We start from the raw sequence: 21,946 nt of genomic DNA on the forward strand, positions 1-21,946 counted from the left end.
TAAATGAAGTTGAAGGCCTATTCCACCGAAACCAGTGTTTAAAGAGAGTGTTCATGACGGTCAGATTTCCCCAGGAAGGGCATATTCGACAGTTTCGTACATCGGAAACATTGTTGAGTAACCAGGAACGGGTGTTTTTTCCAGCGACAGATGTGGAAAGATGTACATGATTATTGTCGGGTTCGGCAGCCGGGGAAATCGAACCGATAACTCATCATAGACATCCCTTGCGTAGCCATCGAGATGCGATGGGCCATCAGGAATTGGATGCTGTAGTTGCCAGCCGGATTGTGCGCTCATCTCATGTTGATCGTAAATTTCTTCGATTGTGCTTGCGTTGTCGGGAATCGGTGAACTGCCAGGAAATAATTTCGAACATGAAATTACACTCAGTATCAGACTAATCAATCCAACCGTTACGAGCGTTCGATGTCGGTACTTCATATCCAGGTTGAATAACTTTTCTTCCATTTGGCTCGTGATCAATCAGTATTGGTTCTTCCACGTGAATCGCCACTTTCTTGCCGGCCGGAACATAAATTGCGTCAAAGGAACTCAATTGTCTATCTTTCAGCCACTGAGAAATTTCGTCCAATGATTCCTTTACGGCATAACTCGCGACGAATTTGTCGATGTCACCGACAACGGCTGTATTGGTTTCACCGGATTTGGGGTCGAAGCGGGATTCGGTTTGGGCATTGGCAAGCGCGTCTGCGGACGCTTTTGTCGTGTCAATCAGCGTTGATTGAGTCAGATACTGCAATGCGTTCGACTTCAGTTCGCCCGCAATGCAAGGATTGCCAAATTCATCGGAGATCCAGCCCAATCCGCCTTTGGAGTTTGATGATTCGGCACGATTTCGAGCAGTTTGAATGGAGCCGTCAAAAAAGATAAACGTTGCGGTATCCAAATTGCCTGACACACACGATAGCGCCAGGTCGCCTCGAGCTGTTCCCACCCAGATCATCCCAGCCAATTGTGGGATCCGATGTCCGTTCGCTGCCAAATTATCGGGTCCGACGATTATTTTGTATCTCCAAGGGTCCTGGATTTTCCCCTGAACCGGAATTCGTCCCACCAGTGCAGTCAGTGCGGTAGCGCCGAGCAGAGTCGTGGTGGGAGGAATTGTGTAATGTGGATTGGTTTCGGGAGGGGGCGATGAAGGCGAGTTCGTTGGCGGCGAGTTATCAGATATGGATATGTCCCCTAAATTGTCTTCTATAAAACTCTGTTCGAGGTCAGTGGAGAAGTACCACACCAACTCTGAATCATGACTCCGCACAAAGTCAGTTTCTTCTTCGCGTATTTCCTCTCGCTGTTCGAGTTGCTGAATACGTGATGAGAGATGATCGACTGTTGCCGTCAATTGTGTGTCTGTAGCCGGTTGCCGGCTTTTTTCAATCGCATTTCTGATTTTTTCGTACTTCTCCTCAATTTCCGATATGAACGCGTCTCTCTCCTTACGACTCTCCAGATCTTGGTTTTCCATGGCCTGTTCAAGATTTGTAATTTTTGTTGCAACCGCCCTGACTTCTTCAGCGGCACTGTCACGATCAGCCATTTCAGAGTTCTCACGATCGTGTTCGCTGATCAATGCTTTGGAGGCCAGCTCATCCAGGGAATACTCACTCGATGAGCTGATCCACAAAATGACTCCGACAATCGAAGAACCCAATATCCATGCAGCAAGATGCAGCTTCATGGTGTTGGATTCTCGAATGGAAAGTCTGAAATCAGAACCAGCATCGTACTGTCACCATACTGACCGTTGGGATGCAGTCGTGTATGCAGGAATGCTGCGGTGCGCCAGGTTCCCCGCAATTCACGAGGATCCAACACAACGGATTCGGCTAGTTTGTTGGTGACATGCAAGGCGGTTATGAAATGCTGAGACGATTTCCAGCTTGCGAGTGGTACAGCGGTCACAGCTCCAGCACATGCTGTGGGGACTCTGTTTCCGCAATGAAATAGGTCTGCTGGCGTTTTGTCGAGAGAAACTCTGACAACTCCCGGAAAGTCTTCGACGAGCCGTTCGGGCGCATAGAACTTTTGAACGACCCAGCGCGTCAGTGCTACGTACCCATGATTCGGTTGCGATTGCGGGGGAGCCGAGGTGGTTTCTGTTACAAATTGCCTGATGACAATCGGCTGATCTGATGTTTCGGCATGGCGAGCCCGGACCTGCAAGATCAACCTGCCCACGTGCTCTGCAATCAGCACAATCCTCGTCGAGTCGAGTTCATCCAAAGCAGTGAGCCATAGATGATTTCCGATAACTTGTGGAATCAGCCGGTCATCAATGGAGTGAGGAATTCCGACGCGCAAGGACCCAGCATCTGGAATGTGGATATTTCTTTCTTTCCCGACCTGCAAGTCAATGTCGATCGGTTTTTCGTTCCATATGTAGGTAATGCTATCAGCACTGGATTTCGATATGAACACAACTAGGATTGCATTGACTGCCAGGACTTTGGCGATGACAACGAACGTGTTCATGTCTGTCCGATCGAAATCCGTTCAGGCATTCTGGGCATGGTATCCAACAACAGTCCCCATGGATTGAATTCCGGGTCAACATGTTTTTTTACAACTCGAAGATGGTAACGGATGTGAACATGCTTGACTGGAACCCCGCCAATGTCTTCATGCAGCTCAACCTCCATGGATACCATCCAACTGTCAACTCCGTCCTGCGTAACTGAGCCATTGAAGTCCGCCTCGCGTAGCGGCAGGAGATAACGGGTTCTACCGAGAGTTTCAGTTGATCTCTTCTCGCTGTCGTGTTTCAGCCAAGCTTTGAATGCAGGCGTAATGAATGCGCTCAATCGGTCAAGATTCTTGGGGTAGTCCTCAAAGCAGTCGATAGGGCATCGATTCAGTTGCTGCCATATGTAACCGGCAAAATTGTAGACTTCCCATGGATGGATTCGGTTGAGCAGGATCTGACTTCCGTAGCGCAAATCCGGGGGCAGGCTGACGCGCTGAACGCGGTTCGCATAATGCCAGCCGAACATTGACACAACCAGACTGGCAGCAAGAATCCCTGAAATCAGCCGGAGCGACTTTATGTGGCTGTGGAGGTTTGAGTCTGCATGCAGATAGCGGGGCATGATTCAAGCTTCGCGGACAGAACACCAACGGCCGGATTTATAGACGAGATTCGACGACAAAACAGGATGAATGGAGCAGTAGAAGAGTCTGGTGTGCCACCCTTCGGGCTTGCCGCGTTTCATAAATTCCAATGAGTAAGCGATACACGAGACAGCGAGCAGAGTCCAAGACACGAAAAACGCGAACGAAACAAACAGGGCATGCAAACCATCCATCAGACTGAATCCGACTATCAGTGAGACAGGCAGACAGACTCCGCTGGTGGTCAGGGTTATTGAAAACAGCTCACTCGCCCCGCATCCCTTATATAAACGCGTTTCGTAGTCCAATTGTGAGCAAGGAGTGAGCGCAGTCATACGGTCAGCATCGCACTTAATCTTTCCGACCCCCACCATGCGCCGAAAATCACCACAAGAATGACCAGCAGTCCCGCTGCGAAGTAGATCGAAAATCGCCCCCATTCACCTTTTTTCCTTGCTTCATTCACTTCTGCAATCAAGCCGCTTGAAAATCCAATCAGTGCGAAAACGACTATGATTGTCAATCCAAGAAATATCACGAATTGAATGCTGCCGACCAAATAGCCAATCGGATCGCTTGCATTGAAACTCTGTGAACCGACATTCGGCGGAGGTGGCAGCACGGTTTTTGCCGAACACCAATTCCAAATTGCCAAACTGGCAACTGAGACAGTCAGTACCAAGCTAGTTCTCAGAGATTGAATCTTCCTGGATTTGAACGTTATCTTCATCTTAGATAAATGCAATTACGGTGAGAATCGTCAAGATGGTCGCAAGTGCTCTGAAACACTCGAACACCAGTTCGACGAAACTGATCTGATTGCTTTGCAGTTGCCCAAGAGTTGAATTGACGACCCAAATCCACCATGCAATCGAAGTCGACGCGACAACAGATACGATGATTGTCCTCAGGATTTCCAGACTGTCTGTGGAATAGATCGATAAATTGCCCATGCCCTATCTTCCATATTTTCCGGGTATCGGCTCAATTGCTCGTGGTTGGTAATCCGGCACCAGCAGATGTGTTCGGATTCCGTGGGTTACAGCGGACAGATCCAGCCGCAGCTGCTGATAATCAAAGCGAATTCGCGAATCGTCTTGCGCATGGAATTCCGCCTCGTCAATCAGCGCGTTCAGTTCTTCCAGATACCTGGCCACGCGGGTCAGCACGTGTTTCTCATTTGAGTTTGTCTGCCGGACAATGGATGAATTCGATTTTGCCACGGTGGTGGGAGGGCTATGAGTGAATTGTCGGTTCATTGACGGTTCTGAAGTCGGATTTGTGGAACAACTCCCCAGGAGTAGGCAAAGACAAATTAAAACAGTAAGTCTGGGACCAAAATTGAACATGGTCTGACTTATAGATGAGTTGTTTTTGATTGCTGATAAATAATCCGTATTCCGGATGATAGGATTAAATTGTCTCGACTGTCACGCAACCGTGATGGGTACGGTGATGGAGGTTCGTCAGTCGAGCTGGTAGATTCCCATAGATAAGTGCTGGTGGCGATGTCGGGCACTTTGCACTCTGACAGTTCGCGACTGGATTTTCCCCTGGGGAATTTTATTGGCGGAAATCCATTGTTTTACTTGGGCGCTTGAGAGGGTCTCACGAATCAGAATGTCTAGTCTTCCACCTTTGTTTACATGATCCATTGCCCGAATGAAATTTGACTTGCACAAGTCATCGATGCATTGATAGGGTGTCACGAGCAGCAGTCGATCGCTGGAGGAGTTCCTCCGTTCAACTTCGTGTTTCATGGCAACAGCATACGCGCGTTCGAATTTCGTGACGGCATCCATGACTTCAAGTTGACGCTTGGCGAAAAGAGCGGCATAGTGGTTTCGCCGCTCGTCGGTATCTGCGAATATACCGAGCCATTCCAAGGGCGTGATATCGTTCGAGAGCATTCCTTGGTTGATGCGTTTCAATCGACTTAATGTGTCAGTCTCTTCGACTGTCAGGTTCCAGTCTTTCGAGGTCTGCAGTTCCGCGTCCATCAGCGGTACTTTAACTTCTTCGAAGTATTGGTTGGTTTGAGCTGCCACCGCTGCCATGCACAGTGCGCCTGCAAATAAAACAGCGAGTTTTGACGTGTTGAATCGTGAGAAAGTGGTTTGCATCATTCAGCACCGCGAGTTAATTGACTTTGAGAATGGCTTGTGTTCCTGAGTCAGAGTGAAATTCTGCAGAAGCGGTCGATGGATTGATTTTCAACAACTTCCAGCCCGCACGACTGTCCTCTGGTTGAATCATGGTGATTCGACCGTCCAACTCGATAACTGCATTCCATTGATTTTCCCAACGATCGACGGCGATTAGGTTAAAAGGTGGTCGGGAATCAGCCACTTTTTCGCTGTCCGTGTTGTTTACTTCAAGGGTGTCTGCGAACTCTCGCAAGGCGTTTTCGATCGCCATCATGCGAGTTTCCAGAGCATTTATGGTTTTCCCCTGACCGGACACCAAGGATTCGATACTCGGCTTTAGTTCGATCAGTGAGTCAATTCGATCATCGAAGTAAACCAATGCATCCCTGGTCTGTCGTTGTTCGTAGGGAATCTCAGAGAGAAGTTTCTGAAGTTCAGGATTGACTATAGGTTCAGGCTGAGGGGGTTGTAAAGGTACTGGTGTAGTGGAATTCTGCGGAGATTCTTGTTGCAATGTACTGACCGACGTTTGCGAATCGCTTGTGGGGGTGTCCGCATCGACAATCTCCCTGACTGATGCCGATGGCTGTGAAGGCAGCGGTTCTGTGAAAAAAAGCCTGTAAGCGAGAGTGCAAGTTGCCAAGACTGCAATGATCACGGTCGAAATGACAACCATACGCCTGACGATGCCTTTAAGAGACATGCCTGTCTTGCCTTTTGCTGGTGCGAGTTCGGAGTTCTGGTTTTCTTTCTCGACTGTGAATTTTTCACTCATGACGCCAACATGGATGCGAAGTCAACTGGACTTGACAACAGGAAATGTGTCTTTGCGTTTGCATGTTCCGACCGTCGGGTACGCAAAGCGTCGTGATCTGGTTGTGACGATGACCGGCCAAAACTCAGTTCCAACATCACCAATTTCGAAACTGTAAGCCGTGAAAAACAAACAGGACCAATGCGCTTATCCCCAGTCCAACCCCCAGTGGTTTGTTGGTTCTGGCGGGGTAAAACACCAGTGTGATCGCAGCGCTGGCTGTTAGGAGAAAAGGCAATGATCGCCAGCCGAACCATGCGCACAGTCCAGCCAGGTATTTTGCGTCGCCCAAACCGATTCCTGCTGCCCCGTAACGTGAAATCTGAAATCCATGCAATAATCTGATCAATGAATATCCGATCGTTGAGCCCAGCGCGGACTCATACAGTGGTACGAATGTCGAATTGACGTTACAAAGCAAACCGAGAAATAGAAACGGAATGGTAAGATTGTCCGGAAGACGATTGGTTTTGTGATCGATGATGGAAGCACTGAAAACAATTGCAAAGAACATAAAGATCGAAGTCATCTGAACCAATTGATACGTCATATCGATTCGACTTTGTATCTGATCGGTGAAACGTGATTGGATGATGCGAGCACGCAGTCAAATGCTCACCGGCAACCACTTGGACTCGGTAATCTACAACGGCATCCTCCATAGAAATACAGGGAATACGTCGTGCAACTGGAACTCGATGAAGTACTGAAGCTGTAGGATACGGGATTACCGCTCCAAGCCGGGCCCCGTCGGATTGTTCCGCGAACTGTATCGCCACAGCGGTCCACTCCGCTGCAGTTGGTCCCGTAACTGCAGTTTCCATTTGCCGTTCGGCTATCGTAGTAGGTGCCATAGCCGGCTGCCCTCAGTGCCGAAATCCTATCCTCCATCGATGGTGTGCAAATTGTAGATGTTGATGGAGCGTTATTTTCAAGTGACTGGATTCTGCTGGAATTGTCATCAATTTTTGTGGCATTGGTTCCAATTTTTGCCTGATTGGTGTCAATGTTGTTCTTGTTGTCAGTGATTGCACTGTCTAAACGCGTGATTTCAGCCGCATGCCTTGAAATTGTTGTTTCGTTCGCAGAAACCCGAGAAGCCAGACTCAGGATTTCTCCATCAATTCGCAGGATATCCGAAGATTGATCAAATTTATTGAATCCATCCCCCATGACACCGTTGACAGGGTCAACCGTCAAAGAATCAAATTGCGCGGAGTCGGACTCAAGGTCGGGCGCCTTGAGTTTCCCGGAAGCAACTAAAGTTCCGGTGGTCGTTGCCACTTCCACATCCCCAGGACCGGCAAATGAAAGTCCGTTGCCGTTTTTGGACAATGTCATGCCATTATCGAATCTAACTCCACCTGACATTTCGTTTGTCCCGTCAAGACGCAAGAAGGGAACATCATTCAGCCTTGCTCCGACATGCGCTTCCAGACGCGCAAGATTATCGATCTCACTCTGATCAAAATCGGCATCTGTTTGATCGAATTTGACACCGTCAATATCTTCCCTGACAAACTTCAATTCAAAAAAATCGAGCACACCGGCGCCGGTCTCTTCAGATGCTGTATCCAAAGCAATCGCTGCCAGGTCCGGCCGAGAATCCGGCAAGTCATCATTATTGTTGTCGTTTCCCGAACGAATCACCCCGAAGTCGATGGTACCGGACGCACCTGTCCCGGTTACGCTGACTTCGATTCCGAGATTGCCGAAATTGACTCGCTCCCCGGCGGAGTTGAAGGCAAGTTTTACTGGTGATTGGGCGTCGAAGCCACACGAAAGGTATCTCACTCCATCCGGGTCACCGCAATCTTGCAGGCTGGTGATGTCAAAATCACCGCTTGCTGCAGGAGGATTTTCCGCAATCCATGCTGAAGCAGCGCGCGAATATGCTGCGATGGCACGTCCAGCCGCTTTGGCGCTGTCTATTTCCATATCATTCAATCGTCCCTGTGCCCACAATGTAATCCCGACGATGCCTATGGTGAGCACGATCAGGGCTTCGGCAATGGAAATGGCACCGGATTCATCATGCTTTTGCATGACGTTGCCAGCGGAGCGCACCTGTTGAGTCTTTCTGATCACCCTTTGAATGTCCAGACAATGTCGTTCGGTGGAGTGGCGTTGCAAAGCGCAGCAATATCCGCGGCCTGACCTTCGTCGTTTGGTGTTGAGGTGTCATCTGTAGCCGACAGATTCACTTCAGTTCCACCTATGTTGACTTGTTCGACAAGATCGATAGTGGTGGTTGCGATCGACGTGCAGCCGTCCGATGGCATCTCTTTAAACGTTACGGTAAATTCGCCTGTTGTGGCGACCGGAGCCACATCGATCTCGCCTCCCCAAGGATGTTTCACAGAATTTCCGGATATGAAATTTGGCGGAAAGCCGGAAAGATTCTTTACCAGTTCAATCGTCAATCCCGTGAAGTCACTTCTGGCACTGAAGGTGCTCCGTACCGAGACAGCAATCTGGGTGAGTCCGCTGACTGCGGCTGACGAATTGCGGGCGTTGACCAATGCGGGTATGCCGGCAAATACCACTGCGAGTACTGTTGCGCCTACACCGAGAGCGATAAGGGTTTCCGCTACCGTAACTGCGCCTTTCTCCTTGTTTTCTTCGGTTTGCTTCAGTGCGCTGAATTTGGTTAATAGAATTGAGATCATGATTGGATTCCTCTTGATTGAAGTGACTAAAGTACAGCCTGCTGAAACGTAAACGCGACCTGCGCAATGCCAATGTAGATCCATATGGCGATTGAACCGATCAGCAACAACAAGACTGATGAAAGTGTTTTTGTAAATGACTCGAGTCTTGCAAGGGATCGCTTGATGTCCTCTTCTGCAATCAGATTCGCGTTGACACTGAAGTCGCCAGTTCGCTCATAGACTCTCATGTCGTCCAGTGTGTCAGCCGAAAATAATCCTGTGTCAAGTGCTTTCTCAACCGGTTCGCCTCGATACAGTTGCGACCGCATTGTGCGAACGTGAAAAGCCAAATAATCGGGAAGCCCGTTTTCCAACTTTCCAAGTGCACGAACGCGTTGCACACCGGCCTGCATGAGAGCAATCCATGCGGTCAGTATTTCGGGCCCCGTAAATCGTCTGTAGAGCACAAATGGTGGAAACCAATCAACTTTTTTTCGAACCTCGCCAGTCCATCGAGGTGCGGACCAAATTGACAGTGCGACAATCGCAGCGAAAGCGAATGCCAGCGGAAAACCCCAGACCGTAATGAATTGCGAAAAGTTCAGTACGCTCAGTGATACCGGTGGCCATGTCGCTGTATCTGTGATTTGCATCATCACGTCCAACGCATGGCCTGGAAGCACGGCAATTGCACCACTGCTTACGATCAGCAGTACTGTCGGATAAGCCAATCCCGATATCAGAGTCGAACGCAGTTTCGAGCGAACTGTCGCCATACGGCTCGCTTGTTCAAACCCTTCTGCAATGCGTCCTTCCTGAGTAATTTCGATGACGATCAACTCCTCCTTAGGCACCCAGCCGCTAGCGCCATCAGCGAAACCAGATGATCGCATTGCGATACACTGATGTTCGACAAACCGAGCCATGCTAGGACCGGCAGTCTTACTTTCACGCAGGAAGTCCATCGCTGTCTTGATCGGAACGCCAGCCCGACTGAGAGAGCAAATGCGCTGCCACAGTCGGGCTCTGGAAGAGGATGCCAACTTAAATCTAACTCGATTGATTGATAGGAAAAGTGATTCAAGCATAGTTGGCTCTGGCAACATCAAGATGAGAAATTACAGAACCACGGTCTTTGGATTTCTCACTCAACATTCCGATCCTCCACTCGACGTCAATTGGAGATGCGATTCCGCCGGATATCAGTCGAACACCATGCTCCGTAGCGGGACTTCCGTTGCGGTGTTCTATCCAATATCGCTTTGCTTCGAGATACTTGCCCTCACTCAGCAATGCCAGCATGTCGTCGTCCGGCAGCGCGAATTCAGCTAACAGGGTTCGCCCAGAAGCTCCGCTACCATTGCATCTCGTGCAACCGTTTTCTGACTGATACGCCACTTGATGTGAATCCAGCCCTCGAGACCTTAAAACCGCTTCAATTCGTTCAACTGACAATTTTCTTTTCGAGTAAGAGCTGGCGTGTTGATTCAGCCAGTCACTTGAGGGTAATTTGCAATGGTTGCACAGGGCAGGGGTAAGTGTCTGAAAAATCATACCTTTGAGAACATCTGGAGTGCACAGTAAAGAAGGGTCGACTCCGAGTCCGGTCATCCGGCTGATGATTCCAATTGCTGTTGAGGCATGCACCGTGGTGTAAACCCGGTGTCCGGACTGCGCAAACTTGATCGCAAGAATTGCCGATTGAAGATCGCGAATTTCACCTACCATCAGTGTGTCAGGGTCACAGCGAAGAGCTCCCCGAATTGCAAACGCGAATTCGTCTCCAACAGCTTTTCCTCGCTTTCTGACTACCGGAACCTGGGTGGCACCCGGAATCACTCGTTCTGGCGGATCCTCAACGGTAATGATTCGCAATTTTCCGTGATGCAGTGCCAGTTCTTCGTGAAGCATTCCAACAATGGATGTGCTTTTTCCACTACCGACTCCGCCAGCCATGACGACAAGTCCGGAAGGGCGCCGAACCAGTGATTGAATAGCTTTTACCTGTTCTGGTTCGTAACCGAGTTGTGCGAGACGAAGTGTATCGCCGCTTCCTGGCAGTATCCGCAAAACCATGTCGTAGCCGTCGGGGGAGGCGGTAATTGTACCGACCCGCACTCGCACCCGACGGCCGCTGGGTAGAACTGTGTCGACGACCGCATCCTGTGGCTCACTTCGATTCCATGTCACTTCCTGATCGTACCCCATGACTTCATAAATGAAGCGGCATGTCTGGTCTGCCATCTGTTCGCTCCACTCAGCGAATGGAGTGATGCGCCCATCAATCCGGAAGCTCAGCGATGCAGTTTTTCGTCTTCGGACTATGTGAATATCCGACGCATTTTCTTTTACTGCGCGGGCGAGCAGTACGCGAATCGAATCCAGGGCTCTTTCGTAGTCAATGTCTGCGGCAGTTGATCTGATACGATTGGTAGACTTGGCGTAGATTCTCTCTAGTTCGGCAGGTTCAACTTCAATCTGGTCAACGACTTGAATATTCCTTTTCTTCAAGTTCTCTCGCAACTGTGCTTTCAGGCGTGCCGGAAAATTCAGTGCCGTAAAAAATATGTATGCGGTCGTAGGCGGGTCATCTTCGGAAACCGCGACGAGGAAAGCCTGTTCCGATTCCTTGAGTTGAATCAGCGATTCCGGCCCGCCAGTAAGCACCAGTTGAAAATGAGGCAGCTTATCGGTCATCTAGGTCACTATCATCTGTTGGGGTTGGATTGCGTCCGGTCAGACCGATCGAAAGTTCATGATCCGCAAATGTCAACGTCAGTCCTCTTGAATGGACTTTCTGTACTTTAGCCAGCCGGACCGAATCACCTTCCTGCAATCGGTAGTGTCTTTCCTCGATTCTTCCGAGAGCTGTTAGGTTTCCAGGGGATCCGACAATTGCATAAACTTCGAGGTGTTGATCAAACCAATTAATCCGATCAATTACGGAGTCAGAAACCGAATTTGTCTCCGTTGCAGACGGTGCCAGTGTTTCTTGATTCGATAGCAATTCTGTAATCTGTGATGCGGTCTGGTGATAAGTGAGAGCATACTGCAGGATCTCGAGTTGATTTTGCAGACAGTCAATCAGTGCCACGGTGTGTGCGAGACCCCTGCATTGTGCGGGAATCTGATTGAGTTCGCCCGATTGCGCATTTCCATTGAAGAACAATACAAAGACGGCCGACATGAATCTAATTTTGCTTGCCATAGAATTCTCCTTGAATTTCCCAATTGAATTTACGATCGAGCGAATAACTGATTCGGTTAATACGAAACGGCTGTCCGATGAATGCGTTTGCGACGAAGACTGCATCTGTGAGTTTTGAGGAAGAACCAGTCAGTTTCGATGTCTGATACTTGTAGAGTTGCCCCATGGGTTTTGCCGGACTCAAGGTCCATTCACCCGGCAGTGTTGCTAATGTGTCTAGCAATTCATAACGTTGGTTTTCTTTACCCAGCAGTAACTCGAGTGATGAATCACCAGATAGTTCCTGGGCCGGAAAGCTGAATCTTTCAGCAATATCGCCGGTTGATTCATTCAATTCGTAAGTTCTGTCGCCGAAGTAAGCAGTGATCGCCGCAAAGTAGCCGCGCTCCCTTCGCCAATTCACCGATACCTGGCCATCTCTCCAATCGTAACTGTGTCTGCGCCAGCCATTTACCCGGAGTGGTTGCTCCTTGACCATGTCAGTCATCGATGCAAGCAGTGCAGGGGCGTTCTGCATAAGTGTCTGCCGGACCGATTCTTTTTCGTCGTTCAACGCCTTAGCGTAATGCCGCTGTTTCGTCAGACTGTCAGCTTCGTCGTTGCGGATGATCTCCGATAGGTAGGGCCAAGAGGCAAGCCCGCCAATCACCATCAACGAGCCAATAACTGCTGCGATAAGTTTCTTGTTGAGAATCTTTTGTTCCGCAGACAGGCAAATTGGAAGGTTGTCCGATGTGGATTCGGAAACCAATTCAAGAAATCCAAGAGATTCGGAATTCGACAGGTCAAAATGTCCATGTTTATCATACAGTTGTATGTTGGTGCCGGCGATATCAGTCTTTATTTCCTCAAGTCGATTTGCGATCAGATCCTTGTTGCCAACAATATCTCCAGCTGGAAAAATCGCGCCATCTTCGACAGCGCACAACCAAAACTCATCGGTGGACAGTTGTTCAATCAATACAGCCGATAGTCGGGAAGTCGCGAGCTTTGCCGCGGCGCTTTCACATCCGATATCCTCTGATTCCGTTACCGCGCCAATTTGCAAACCGGATGGCGTGTCAATGTGGACGTAACCGAAAGGTGTAGGTTTTATTGACTGCAGTTCCCTGAAAATCTTGTACTTGCTACTGCTAGGTGTCAATACACTTGGTGCCAGCCAGGTAAGACCCACGGCATATTCCTTGTCGTCGAGAAAACGTTTGGTCATCACCCCATACCCGTTGCGGTACCGCGTGCCAGCTCATATGGCAAACGGATGATGTAGGGCGTGAGAATCAGAACTAGACTTGCCCGGCGGTTTTCTAAACTAGACTCTTTCATCAGGATTCCGCTCGAATCTCGGTTCGTCACTCTCGAGGTGTCAAGGCCTGCAACGAAAAGTGTTTCGCCCGATTGAAGCAGTACCGGCAATAAAACTGAACGAGACTCCAGGTCTGGAAGTTGGATCACGGGATCGTTCGGTCCGGCATTGACTGGAAACCTGCTGATTCCCTTGATCCGGGTGGTTCTGACAGTAATGTTCAGCATCAGTCGATCAGTGTTTGGCAGCACACGCGGCACCATATTCAACGCGATCCCGTCCTGAAGCTTTCCCGGAATGAGCCGTACTGATGTAAGTCCCTCATCATGAACGACGTCTCGTCTTTCCAGATAAGATGTCTCATCGCCGAAAAATACTGGCACTGGAAGGCCGTTGATTCCCTGAATCACCGTCGAAGTGAGTTTGGAAATTCGAGCATCATTCATCGCCTGACGAAAAGTCAGCCCAATGTCACTATGGTCAACCGCAGCGTCTTCTGAATGAGTCAATTTCAGTCCAAATATCGATCCCTTGTCGTCACTGCTAAATCGGACATGGGCAGCTGATTTACCCAACGCCTCCTTCATCATTCCCTGCAGGTTGAATCCGGCAATCGCGTCATCCGATCTTTCAATTTCGTAAAGATCGACATGAACCTGCACTTGTGTGGACAGCTCCTTATTTTTCGCAGATACCCATTCATCGACTCTATTCAGAGTCAGTGGGGTATCCACCACATTCAGTTCTCCTGACTGACGATTCAGCGAAAATGTTCCGAAACTGGAAAGGAATCCCTCGACTGTCGATTCCAGTTCATTCCAGAAATCTGCAGTATTCATTGACACGACTACCTGATCCTGGGCTTGCAGTGTCGAGCCGCCGACGCCACCCTGGACTGCGCCACTCAGACCGACAGATGCTTGCCATTGAGCGGTAACGTTGGGGGCGAAGATAGTCCAGCTTTCGGGTCTCGTATGGAAAATCTCTACGCGGCCGTCAATAAACTTCCAAAAAAGCCCGAACCGACCGGTTATGTGATTCAACGCGGCGCTGGCAGGACCCTGCCAACTCAGATTTGAAACCACAACATCCTGTATGTCCGGAGCGACAGTGACCCCCACACTGGTTTCGGAACCGATCAGTTTACCGATCTCAGCGATCGTCACCGGTTCGACATAAGTCATTTCGATAACTTGATCAAGTTTTTCGGGTATCGGCTGTGGAATCGCACTGCTGCGGATGGGTATTCGATGTCCGATCCACGATTGCGACGTGGAAAACGTCAGCTCATCGGATTCGGTCGGGCTACCACTTTCGCGAGAATTATTGAGATTGATCTGAATTTCCATTTCTTCCTGCTTGGCTCTATCCACTGTCTGTTGGGGTATTCGGCACCCCGCTAAGATCGCAAGCACCAGGATCATGGACACAACTTTTGGCAACTCGCGATGAAGAGTCATATCATCGACTGCCTGGAGAGTTGGGTTCAATCAGTAACACCGAGTTTCCCTCAAAGAAGGTGGCGGTCAAACCAAAAGGTGAGGTGCGATAATGTTCCAGAACCGCTTTTACCGCATCTTGCAGCGTACCCTGATACGCGGCTGAATACAGAATTTCGTAATCGTGATCGCTATTCCATTCAAGCGCCCAGTCAACTTCGAGTGCCCATCGGGCCAGGTTCTGGCGTAGAGTCAATGATGGGTTCAATGTCCATACCTGCTTTGTTGGTTTTTGGCTGGCACGTTGGTGCTTCGGTTCGGCCACATCATGATCGTAGACGGGAACCTCTGGATTCGGGTCCTGAGGTGGATCTTCAGGTATCACCTCCGTTTGGGGTAACGCACCGGCGTACTGAAACCAGATGACTCTTTTTGTTTGGTCCTCAAGTAAATTCCATGAACTTCCAATCAATGTCTGAAGGGCTGTGCGAGTATCCACAGGGCCGATGCTTCTGTGTACCTGTGGCAACGTTAGCAGCAGCGCATCGCTGACCGCATCTGTGGGAACATGACGATACCCTGAACGCAACAGTACGTAATCGATTGCCGAGCCTACGGTTGCAATCCGCGCCGGAAACGTGGTTTCCACAATCGTAGACAGCAGATCTTCCTCGTTACTTTCTGCTGTGTAGGCGTAAACGGTGTAGCGATTCGAATCACGATTGTCCGCAGCGTCAGCGACAGCTATACAGGTCAGCATCATCATGATGGGATATCGCTTCAGAATTTTGGTTGTCAGTTTCACAATCATGAATATTCACGAACTCTCATCATGATCAAACAGAAAATCCAATTTTCGGATTGATGAATTATTCTGCGAACGTTGCGTTCGATTGACTGGGCCAAGTTAGCGGACCGGGTTGCAGATCAGAATCGTTGAGTTTGATCAAGCGCGGTTTTAGACGTCTGATCGAAAATCCAATAACGACTGCGAGAGGCTAGTGGGCGCAGCCTTCTCCCAGCAGAAAGTTTCTGGCTTTCCATGCTTGCGCACTGGAGTTGAAAATCGCTTTCGGATCGTTTTCCAGAACTTCAATCCACGACAAGATATAGGAATCGTGACTGGGATCGCGCGGAATCCGAAACTCCGCACATAGAAAGGCTGAGCCAATTTCTGCGATCATCTCTTCAAACGCATATTCCGTGGTGCCGATCCGACTGCCATTGGTTATGCCGGGACGGCTCAGTCGGGTGGAATGCCCCGTCCAATGGGTGAGTTCATGCATCAGAGTGCTGTAGTAGTCAGACTTGTTTTCGAATGCGCATTTCGGAGGCATGCATATGAAGTCGCCTTTGGGTGTATACGAGGCTGAATCACTGGTATGGTGAACACTCACCTTGTTGGAGATAATCAGGTCTTCGGCTTCCTGATGCAGCTTCCATGCCGGTTTTTGGTCGTGGACCGGCGGGCCTTTTATCACCTTGTCGGGCAGCCCGGTGCATTGTTCGACGTTGAACAACGTAAACCCCCGGATGAGTTTGATGATGTTGGTTTTAGGGACGTCATCCTCGTCGACTGATTGGGTACCGTCGGATTCCTTTGGCGCAACCCTAATGTCACGATACAAGACAGCCGCAGTTCCCTTCTGACCTCGCTTGACTCTTCCTCCAGCCTTGCCAACCTGCTTAAAAGTCAGCCATCGATCGCGCGTAAAACCGTGGGAAACAGCCGATGACCACAGAATGGCGACATTAATGCCAGAATATTTTCTCTCCGTTACGGCGTTGACTGGCCTGTCGCAGTATTGGTCGATATCTGACCACGGTTTTTTCCACGGTGGCGCGCCGCGTTTCAGTGCTTCGAGAAATTGATTGGTAATTCGAAAATACAGATTGTTTACTTCGTTGGCAGCCATTGTTTCAATATGTTGTGAAAATTGGAACAAGTTAGCAGGACGAAAACGCGGATCCTGCAAAAAAGAGAAACCCGGTCAGCTAGTTTTATTGATCCTGATTGGGGTCTTGGTTCGTATAAGACTGTTGGAGAGGAACACCTCTGAATTCCCACAATGCGAGTGGTTGCGCGGTGTCCGATTTTCATGAGATGCAGCTTTCGCCTGTCATCAGTTTTGGTCTTCCTGAGAGCAGGTTTCCAGTCAGCTTAAGGCCGGCATCTGATCTTGAAACGAAAATCTGCGGTCTTTCACTTCATTGCGATTGATGTGGATGCACAGGCACCTGTGGGTTGTATGGGTATCTGGTTGATCCTGCTCATAGCTGTCGTCCTGAGAATCATCGCAAACATCGGTTGCGTCCGCCCGCAATTATTCAAACCCAGCTGGTTAGCATGAGCAGAGACTTTACCGAGCGAATTCGGACCTATTTGGTTGTTTCGCGCGAGTCCCTGATGTGGTGATCGATCCTGCGCCGGTATCTTTCGCGAGCATCCGCAACTGCTCGTTGTTTTTCCTTCTGACCTCGCCGCTTTTCAATAACAGCTTCTGCATGCTCGACTTGGAAATGACCGTCAGACTTGAGTCCCATTCCTTTGGTCAGCAATTTTTGGCAGTATGTAGACATCAGTGACACTGGATTCCAGACCGAATCACACTTGCTGTTGATGCCCATTTCAATTCTGCCGGCCAGTTCATCCAGGAGCAGTTGTCTCCAGTCGTTCCAAGGTTTGGGAGGTACTGGTAAAGAATCCGGCAATCGTTGAAGATGCAACTCAATCAGGTGTTTTTGATTGTTACTGAGTGAACTGGGGTAAATCAGTTCACACGAACCGGAGTTTTCATCCTGTGAACTGGACAAGTCTTCTTTGATCATCTCTTGGTGATCGTAGTGATAGTTATATCTATTTGATTTAATACCACTACTACTATTACATACCTTTTGTTTTCCGTGGTTCACAGCGTGAACCACGGGTTCACGGGAGCTGTAGTCTATTGAGTGAACTGCGGGTTCGCACACACCGTGGTCTATTGGGTGAACTGCGGTAGTGTGAACTTTACCGCCAGCATCGCCTGATGTGGATTCCTGCTCAAAACGAGGATGTGTGAACATGTTCGGACGGCCTTGGGAAGTTGAGTTGTTTTCTCCCCCGAAATGAGCCCAGGCATCTGAGCGTCGATCAAACGGATGGCTGTCCGCAAATAATTTGTCACTGTGCTCCATACTGCAGCGAATGGAGTTGATGATCAGTTCCGAAATCTTTCTGACATCGGAATTTCGATGGTTCCGGCTGTCCTGTAGAAACTGCATGTAGTTCGAATCCAACTTGAAGGTGTCGCTGAATCCCAACGGCTCACCATGGATCAGGTAAATATTTCCGTCTTTGGAGATCTGGCCAACTTCATTGCGAACTTTTTCGCGACAAATCAGAGTCAGCCAACGTGTGGCTCTCAGTTTTGTAATCGAACTGGCAACTGTACCCCTGGAAATGTGAAGAGATGATTGAATCTGATCGTAACTGGGAAAAGTAACCATGGACATGTCCGGTGAGCAGTATGATCTGATCGACATCCACACCAGCTTGTCGTAAGGATTCAATACGGGGTCGAATATCAGCAATCGGGGATGGGAGTCGTACCAGTTGTCGGTGAATACCATCCCCGAGGCTGAGCGGTCGTTCTGCCTGAAAATTTTGATTGCCTGATGAATTCCACGGAATTCATGATCATGGTCAATGGGTCGGCTCATGATTGTTCTCGTTCGGTATTGAAAATTCTGTAGTCATGACAGCATAAGGAAACCAGTCAGCGAACCTTGTGGCGCGCCGATGATTGGCGGGAGGTGATTGGGCCTCGGTTGACTTTCAATGCCCCTTCATCTTCCCAGCGATGAAAGAGATTCCAGATCACGCGCAACGAAACTTTCCTGTCCATCGACTCATACAGATCAAGAAACTGTTTCGGACCGAATGAGTCAGATTTTTCGGTGATGGCTGTCAGTTGCTGCCAGACGAGTTGGGTAGTGCTATCTGATGGGATGGGAGGTCTTCCGACCGGAGAGCCCAGTAAACCCGCCTGCCGTCGTTTGAGCGCATATTGCTTGCTTCCAATCCCTGTCAGTGCATTCATGAGAGGCAAGGGAGCGTCGAATGCAATCAGTTGGTTGATGACTGCTTCTTTAAGGTTTTCCTGGTCGACATAATCGATCATTCTCCAATAGACATCCTGATTGAGTACGATTTTCATGAAGTGTGATTTGGTGGATGCAAGGCGAATCTGATCGCCGGATGACAGGGCATTCAGCGCTCTCATCTCGCGTGGCCCGAATCCCATCTCTTTCAGTGCATGAAAATCCCCTTCCTCCTGGCATCGCAGACAGTAGATGATGATCGAGTGCATTAGTTCAGTTTCTTTTCTTATAGTCATTTCGAATTTCTCCTTGTTTGGGTGGTCGAAACAATTGAACTCCATTTTTTCTTGACAGATGATGCAGTGAACGGTAAAGGGTGTTGAGGTGATTCAATTCATTCCAGGAGGCCTCATCCAACTGGCGCAGACAGAATGTCAGCAGGCTCAGGTGCGGGTACGTTAACTTCATTACTCCTTTGGCGTGCAGGGACAGCGTTCTTGAATTTCCGGATTTGACGAAATTGAGGAATTTGGAATTTCCAACCAGTTTTGCGACCAACGGGCGCGCTCGTTCCGTAGCCCATTGCAAGTCACAGAATTCAACCAGGAACCACCACAGAGCATCGCGTGTCCCAATTTGACTGAGGTTGCTGTCCGAAGCGGCTGCGGGGTAGTCCGTAATCAGGAATCCGATCCCCCAATTCCCGATATTTGATACTATCGTGTTTTTCGTGACCTTGTTCTCGTGAAAATCGTAGCGCTTGGCCAACTTCAATGCGATTTGATAGCAAAGCCGTCGCATTCTTTCCACTTCAAGTTCAAGCTCGGACTTTTGTTGTCCACTTGGCGAGCTGAACGAAAAGATCGGCGGTATGCCGTCGGACACGTCGGTTGCGTCATCTTGATCCGCGTCTACAACTGCAACTGTCGCACTAGTATTGTGCGCCAATTCTTCGTTATTCGGGGTGTTTACACTGCGAACAGTCGGATTTTGCTCTATTTTGGTGCGTTCATTGATCCATTCGATCTGATCGAATTTGGCGAATTCTGTGTTTATTGCCTCCGGCGAATGTCGCAATGGACTTTCTGTCACATGCAAATAACCATCAATTCGCAGGGCGATGTCCTGAATCGACAGTGACTGGGCAGCAGACAGGGCTGATTCCAATGAACGGCGAAATGAGGAGTGCGACCACTCTAGTCCTTCGTAGTTTTTCAGCGTGTTCCTAAAGGTAGACGCTGCGATACGTTTCGAAATCTCGAACTCGCTACAGACATTGTGAAACGCTTTTTCCAGGGAGCGCAACTTTTGGACTTGCGGCCGGCCCATTGCAACGCAGATCTCCCTCGGCAAGAGTGGTTCAAGGCTGTCAGACGCGTACAGCATTATGGAAATGGAGCTGATCGTTGTGTTGTATCCCTTTCGAGCAAGCATTTCCCGAATATCTCTCAACGACAGATCACTGCTGTCCGCCTCCTGTTTAAGGTGCTCGATTGCGAGTTTCGTACCGAATGCGCGATCGATGAAGCATAGTGATTTACGCATCTGATTTTCCTGCAGATGCCCGACAATCGCGTCGGATTCAAATCCAGTCCAAGGGTGAAAAAGGCAGTCGACAAATCGGTATTTGCGATCACCGGTTTCACTGTATAGCTCCTGCACGGCCTTAAGGCGGGTGTTCCCTCCTTTATAGATCGTGAATTTTTTCGAGCCTGGTCGCTGTGTAACGGCGAGGGGTTGATTTATTCCATCCCTGGAAATCGAATCCTTGATTCGCTTGAAGTTCGGATTTCGCATTCTTCTAGGGTTCTTGTCATATGTCTCGAGGTCCGAGATTGGAATGGTCAAAAATGTTTTCGTGACAAGACTCGCCACGAAATTTGTTTCCTGCTCGAAGTCTGATACCTTTTGCGGCCGCAACCTTTGTGCGATCTGCTCGCTTGATGGTCGATTGCTCATGGTCACATGGCTCTTGCGACAGAATGCATCCTGTCAGACTCCACAGAAAAATCCGGTAGCAACTCGGTTGCGAGTGAAGTCATGCTTTCGTTTGCACTGGTCCCGAATCTCCTTTTTGTCTCGAACCGATGCACCGGAACTTGTGCGGACGCCGCATCGCGGTAAACGGTTCTGTCGGGAATGCTGGTGTTGAGCAGATTGACTTGCGGCAACTCTCCGATCAGATAACGGATCTGACGTGCCAATTGTCTTGCATCAACAGTCGGCCGTGTCCGGTAGATCAGGGCATGCATGGAAAGTGGCAGATTGATTGCGCCGTATGATTTCCTGAGACGTCCGAGAATAGGAACGATGCCACGAAAGAACTCTCTTGCAGAGAGCATGTCGGGCACAATTGGCGAAAGAAGCAAGTCACTCGAAAGAATTGCCGAATCCAATACCGCGCTTGAAGCGCCTTGCGTATCGATGATCACAAGATCATAGCTGTTCAGCTCCAGCAAGACGTTGCGCATTCGATTTCGTCCGTCCGGCTGTTTCTTTATTTCCCTGTCGCACTTGTTGTCCGGATCGTCAGATCTCACGATGTCCAGCCGGCTAACGGAGGTTTTACTGATGGAGTTGTTTATGTCAACATGGGAGAATATTCGGGTTATGCCGTAATCGGATTGAACGGTCAATGGGAAGTAGGTACTTAAGGATGGTTGGGGATCTGTATCGATCAGCAAGACTTTCCAACCACTTTCTGCAACAAAACCCCCTAAATTGGCGCAAAGGCTGGTTTTTCCGACTCCACCTTTGGTGCTACAGACTGTCATTACGTTCATAAGATTCACTCCTCGTTGTGGCCTCTGGAATGATCATCAGACGCCTGCCTTACAACTTAGGGCCAATAAATTGTTGAATTGGTTGAATTAATGACTAGATTTTCTGATGTAGAGCGTACTATTACAATTACGAAGCAAAAATTGGAGCTGTTGTTTTAACGTTGAGACCGGCACCAGAATGTGGCACTCTTTACAATTAACTTGACTGGTCACCGATAAATCCGAAAGTCGGAAAATTCTTCGGACCTTATTGAAGATTCTCTATCTGAATTGACAATTGTCGCAGTGTGACTTGAGGGCAAAATGTTCACATAACTCCAGAATCGCGTTCACATAATGTATAGGCTTTTATTTGATGTGCGTCAGCACGCCAAATAAAATCATTG

At 49.2% G+C, this 21,946-nt stretch carries 24 protein-coding genes; all 24 read right to left on the bottom strand.

Annotated elements, in window-relative coordinates; translation table 11 throughout:
- Positions 1-60: 60 nt before the first annotated feature.
- Positions 61-444: a TIGR03751 family conjugal transfer lipoprotein gene (locus OXI60_09425; GenBank protein ID MDE0310034.1), complete on the bottom strand. Its 384-nt coding sequence runs from the start codon at positions 442-444 to the stop codon at positions 61-63.
- The gene (locus OXI60_09430) at positions 401-1,702 is read right to left on the bottom strand and encodes a TIGR03752 family integrating conjugative element protein (protein ID MDE0310035.1); all 1,302 of its coding nucleotides are present in this window, start codon (positions 1,700-1,702) and stop codon (positions 401-403) included. The genes OXI60_09425 and OXI60_09430 overlap by 44 nt, the downstream gene beginning before the upstream one ends.
- The gene (locus OXI60_09435; protein MDE0310036.1) at positions 1,699-2,496 is read right to left on the bottom strand and encodes a TIGR03749 family integrating conjugative element protein; all 798 of its coding nucleotides are present in this window, start codon (positions 2,494-2,496) and stop codon (positions 1,699-1,701) included. The genes OXI60_09430 and OXI60_09435 overlap by 4 nt, the downstream gene beginning before the upstream one ends.
- Positions 2,493-3,110 carry a TIGR03746 family integrating conjugative element protein gene (locus OXI60_09440; protein MDE0310037.1) on the bottom strand — a complete coding sequence of 206 codons (618 nt, stop codon included), beginning with the start codon at positions 3,108-3,110 and terminating at the stop codon, positions 2,493-2,495. Before OXI60_09440 ends, OXI60_09435 begins: the two co-directional genes overlap by 4 nt.
- A 3-nt stretch (positions 3,111-3,113) precedes the next feature.
- A complete protein-coding gene (locus OXI60_09445) occupies positions 3,114-3,467 on the bottom strand; it encodes a DUF3487 family protein (protein MDE0310038.1) in 354 nt (117 codons plus the stop codon).
- Positions 3,464-3,787, bottom strand: coding sequence for a DUF2976 domain-containing protein (locus tag OXI60_09450; protein MDE0310039.1), 324 nt, complete (start codon positions 3,785-3,787; stop codon positions 3,464-3,466). The genes OXI60_09445 and OXI60_09450 overlap by 4 nt, the downstream gene beginning before the upstream one ends.
- A gap of 76 nt (positions 3,788-3,863) precedes the next feature.
- Positions 3,864-4,085 (bottom strand): hypothetical protein, encoded by a 222-nt coding sequence (locus OXI60_09455; protein ID MDE0310040.1) that lies wholly within the window; start codon positions 4,083-4,085, stop codon positions 3,864-3,866.
- Between the two features lie 3 nt (positions 4,086-4,088).
- A complete protein-coding gene (locus tag OXI60_09460) occupies positions 4,089-4,391 on the bottom strand; it encodes an RAQPRD family integrative conjugative element protein (GenBank protein MDE0310041.1) in 303 nt (100 codons plus the stop codon).
- Between the two features lie 207 nt (positions 4,392-4,598).
- Positions 4,599-5,258: a hypothetical protein gene (locus OXI60_09465; protein MDE0310042.1), complete on the bottom strand. Its 660-nt coding sequence runs from the start codon at positions 5,256-5,258 to the stop codon at positions 4,599-4,601.
- Positions 5,259-5,271: 13 nt separating this feature from the next.
- Entirely contained in the window at positions 5,272-6,054 is a 783-nt protein-coding gene (locus OXI60_09470; GenBank protein MDE0310043.1) for a hypothetical protein, read from the bottom strand.
- Positions 6,055-6,190: 136 nt separating this feature from the next.
- Positions 6,191-6,622, bottom strand: a complete 432-nt coding sequence (locus OXI60_09475) for an A24 family peptidase (GenBank protein ID MDE0310044.1) — start codon at positions 6,620-6,622, stop codon at positions 6,191-6,193.
- A gap of 86 nt (positions 6,623-6,708) precedes the next feature.
- Complete coding sequence (locus OXI60_09480) at positions 6,709-8,181, bottom strand: hypothetical protein (GenBank protein ID MDE0310045.1); 1,473 nt, start codon at positions 8,179-8,181, stop codon at positions 6,709-6,711.
- Positions 8,178-8,762 carry a type 4 pilus major pilin gene (locus OXI60_09485; GenBank protein ID MDE0310046.1) on the bottom strand — a complete coding sequence of 195 codons (585 nt, stop codon included), beginning with the start codon at positions 8,760-8,762 and terminating at the stop codon, positions 8,178-8,180. Before OXI60_09485 ends, OXI60_09480 begins: the two co-directional genes overlap by 4 nt.
- A 26-nt stretch (positions 8,763-8,788) precedes the next feature.
- The gene (locus OXI60_09490) at positions 8,789-9,787 is read right to left on the bottom strand and encodes a type II secretion system F family protein (GenBank protein ID MDE0310047.1); all 999 of its coding nucleotides are present in this window, start codon (positions 9,785-9,787) and stop codon (positions 8,789-8,791) included.
- 37 nt (positions 9,788-9,824) lie between these two features.
- Positions 9,825-11,441 (bottom strand): ATPase, T2SS/T4P/T4SS family, encoded by a 1,617-nt coding sequence (locus OXI60_09495; protein MDE0310048.1) that lies wholly within the window; start codon positions 11,439-11,441, stop codon positions 9,825-9,827.
- Complete coding sequence (locus OXI60_09500; protein ID MDE0310049.1) at positions 11,431-11,952, bottom strand: hypothetical protein; 522 nt, start codon at positions 11,950-11,952, stop codon at positions 11,431-11,433. Before OXI60_09500 ends, OXI60_09495 begins: the two co-directional genes overlap by 11 nt.
- A complete protein-coding gene (gene pilO2 / locus OXI60_09505; GenBank protein MDE0310050.1) occupies positions 11,936-13,162 on the bottom strand; it encodes a type 4b pilus protein PilO2 in 1,227 nt (408 codons plus the stop codon). The genes OXI60_09500 and pilO2 overlap by 17 nt, the downstream gene beginning before the upstream one ends.
- Entirely contained in the window at positions 13,162-14,715 is a 1,554-nt protein-coding gene (locus OXI60_09510; GenBank protein MDE0310051.1) for a hypothetical protein, read from the bottom strand. Before OXI60_09510 ends, pilO2 begins: the two co-directional genes overlap by 1 nt.
- Before the next feature lies 1 nt (position 14,716).
- On the bottom strand, positions 14,717-15,499 hold the full coding sequence (locus OXI60_09515) for a TcpQ domain-containing protein (protein MDE0310052.1): 783 nt from the start codon (positions 15,497-15,499) through the stop codon (positions 14,717-14,719).
- Between the two features lie 193 nt (positions 15,500-15,692).
- Positions 15,693-16,610 (bottom strand): zincin-like metallopeptidase domain-containing protein, encoded by a 918-nt coding sequence (locus OXI60_09520; GenBank protein ID MDE0310053.1) that lies wholly within the window; start codon positions 16,608-16,610, stop codon positions 15,693-15,695.
- A 463-nt stretch (positions 16,611-17,073) separates the two neighbouring features.
- Positions 17,074-18,396 carry an STY4528 family pathogenicity island replication protein gene (locus OXI60_09525; protein ID MDE0310054.1) on the bottom strand — a complete coding sequence of 441 codons (1,323 nt, stop codon included), beginning with the start codon at positions 18,394-18,396 and terminating at the stop codon, positions 17,074-17,076.
- Between the two features lie 56 nt (positions 18,397-18,452).
- Entirely contained in the window at positions 18,453-19,073 is a 621-nt protein-coding gene (locus OXI60_09530; protein ID MDE0310055.1) for a DUF2857 domain-containing protein, read from the bottom strand.
- Entirely contained in the window at positions 19,051-20,736 is a 1,686-nt protein-coding gene (locus OXI60_09535; protein ID MDE0310056.1) for a ParB N-terminal domain-containing protein, read from the bottom strand. Before OXI60_09535 ends, OXI60_09530 begins: the two co-directional genes overlap by 23 nt.
- 2 nt (positions 20,737-20,738) lie before the next feature.
- Positions 20,739-21,560 (bottom strand): ParA family protein, encoded by an 822-nt coding sequence (locus OXI60_09540; protein MDE0310057.1) that lies wholly within the window; start codon positions 21,558-21,560, stop codon positions 20,739-20,741.
- Positions 21,561-21,946: the final 386 nt, after the last annotated feature.

It is taken from the genome of Acidiferrobacterales bacterium, assembly GCA_028820695.1.
GTDB lineage: Bacteria > Pseudomonadota > Gammaproteobacteria > Arenicellales > JAJDZL01 > JAJDZL01.

What these genes read in the sequence shown, in the direction of transcription:
- OXI60_09425 (MDE0310034.1), bottom strand. Translation starts at nt 444, where the DNA reads ATGAAGTACCGACATCGAACGCTCGTAACGGTTGGATTGATTAGTCTG.
- OXI60_09430 (MDE0310035.1), bottom strand. Translation starts at nt 1,702, where the DNA reads ATGAAGCTGCATCTTGCTGCATGGATATTGGGTTCTTCGATTGTCGGA.
- OXI60_09435 (MDE0310036.1), bottom strand. Translation starts at nt 2,496, where the DNA reads ATGAACACGTTCGTTGTCATCGCCAAAGTCCTGGCAGTCAATGCAATC.
- OXI60_09440 (MDE0310037.1), bottom strand. Translation starts at nt 3,110, where the DNA reads ATGCCCCGCTATCTGCATGCAGACTCAAACCTCCACAGCCACATAAAG.
- OXI60_09445 (MDE0310038.1), bottom strand. Translation starts at nt 3,467, where the DNA reads ATGACTGCGCTCACTCCTTGCTCACAATTGGACTACGAAACGCGTTTA.
- OXI60_09455 (MDE0310040.1), bottom strand. Translation starts at nt 4,085, where the DNA reads ATGGGCAATTTATCGATCTATTCCACAGACAGTCTGGAAATCCTGAGG.
- OXI60_09460 (MDE0310041.1), bottom strand. Translation starts at nt 4,391, where the DNA reads ATGAACCGACAATTCACTCATAGCCCTCCCACCACCGTGGCAAAATCG.
- OXI60_09465 (MDE0310042.1), bottom strand. Translation starts at nt 5,258, where the DNA reads ATGATGCAAACCACTTTCTCACGATTCAACACGTCAAAACTCGCTGTT.
- OXI60_09470 (MDE0310043.1), bottom strand. Translation starts at nt 6,054, where the DNA reads ATGAGTGAAAAATTCACAGTCGAGAAAGAAAACCAGAACTCCGAACTC.
- OXI60_09475 (MDE0310044.1), bottom strand. Translation starts at nt 6,622, where the DNA reads ATGACTTCGATCTTTATGTTCTTTGCAATTGTTTTCAGTGCTTCCATC.
- OXI60_09485 (MDE0310046.1), bottom strand. Translation starts at nt 8,762, where the DNA reads ATGATCTCAATTCTATTAACCAAATTCAGCGCACTGAAGCAAACCGAA.
- OXI60_09495 (MDE0310048.1), bottom strand. Translation starts at nt 11,441, where the DNA reads ATGACCGATAAGCTGCCTCATTTTCAACTGGTGCTTACTGGCGGGCCG.
- OXI60_09500 (MDE0310049.1), bottom strand. Translation starts at nt 11,952, where the DNA reads ATGGCAAGCAAAATTAGATTCATGTCGGCCGTCTTTGTATTGTTCTTC.
- pilO2 (MDE0310050.1), bottom strand. Translation starts at nt 13,162, where the DNA reads ATGACCAAACGTTTTCTCGACGACAAGGAATATGCCGTGGGTCTTACC.
- OXI60_09510 (MDE0310051.1), bottom strand. Translation starts at nt 14,715, where the DNA reads ATGACTCTTCATCGCGAGTTGCCAAAAGTTGTGTCCATGATCCTGGTG.
- OXI60_09520 (MDE0310053.1), bottom strand. Translation starts at nt 16,610, where the DNA reads ATGGCTGCCAACGAAGTAAACAATCTGTATTTTCGAATTACCAATCAA.
- OXI60_09525 (MDE0310054.1), bottom strand. Translation starts at nt 18,396, where the DNA reads ATGAGCCGACCCATTGACCATGATCATGAATTCCGTGGAATTCATCAG.
- OXI60_09530 (MDE0310055.1), bottom strand. Translation starts at nt 19,073, where the DNA reads ATGACTATAAGAAAAGAAACTGAACTAATGCACTCGATCATCATCTAC.
- OXI60_09535 (MDE0310056.1), bottom strand. Translation starts at nt 20,736, where the DNA reads ATGAGCAATCGACCATCAAGCGAGCAGATCGCACAAAGGTTGCGGCCG.
- OXI60_09540 (MDE0310057.1), bottom strand. Translation starts at nt 21,560, where the DNA reads ATGAACGTAATGACAGTCTGTAGCACCAAAGGTGGAGTCGGAAAAACC.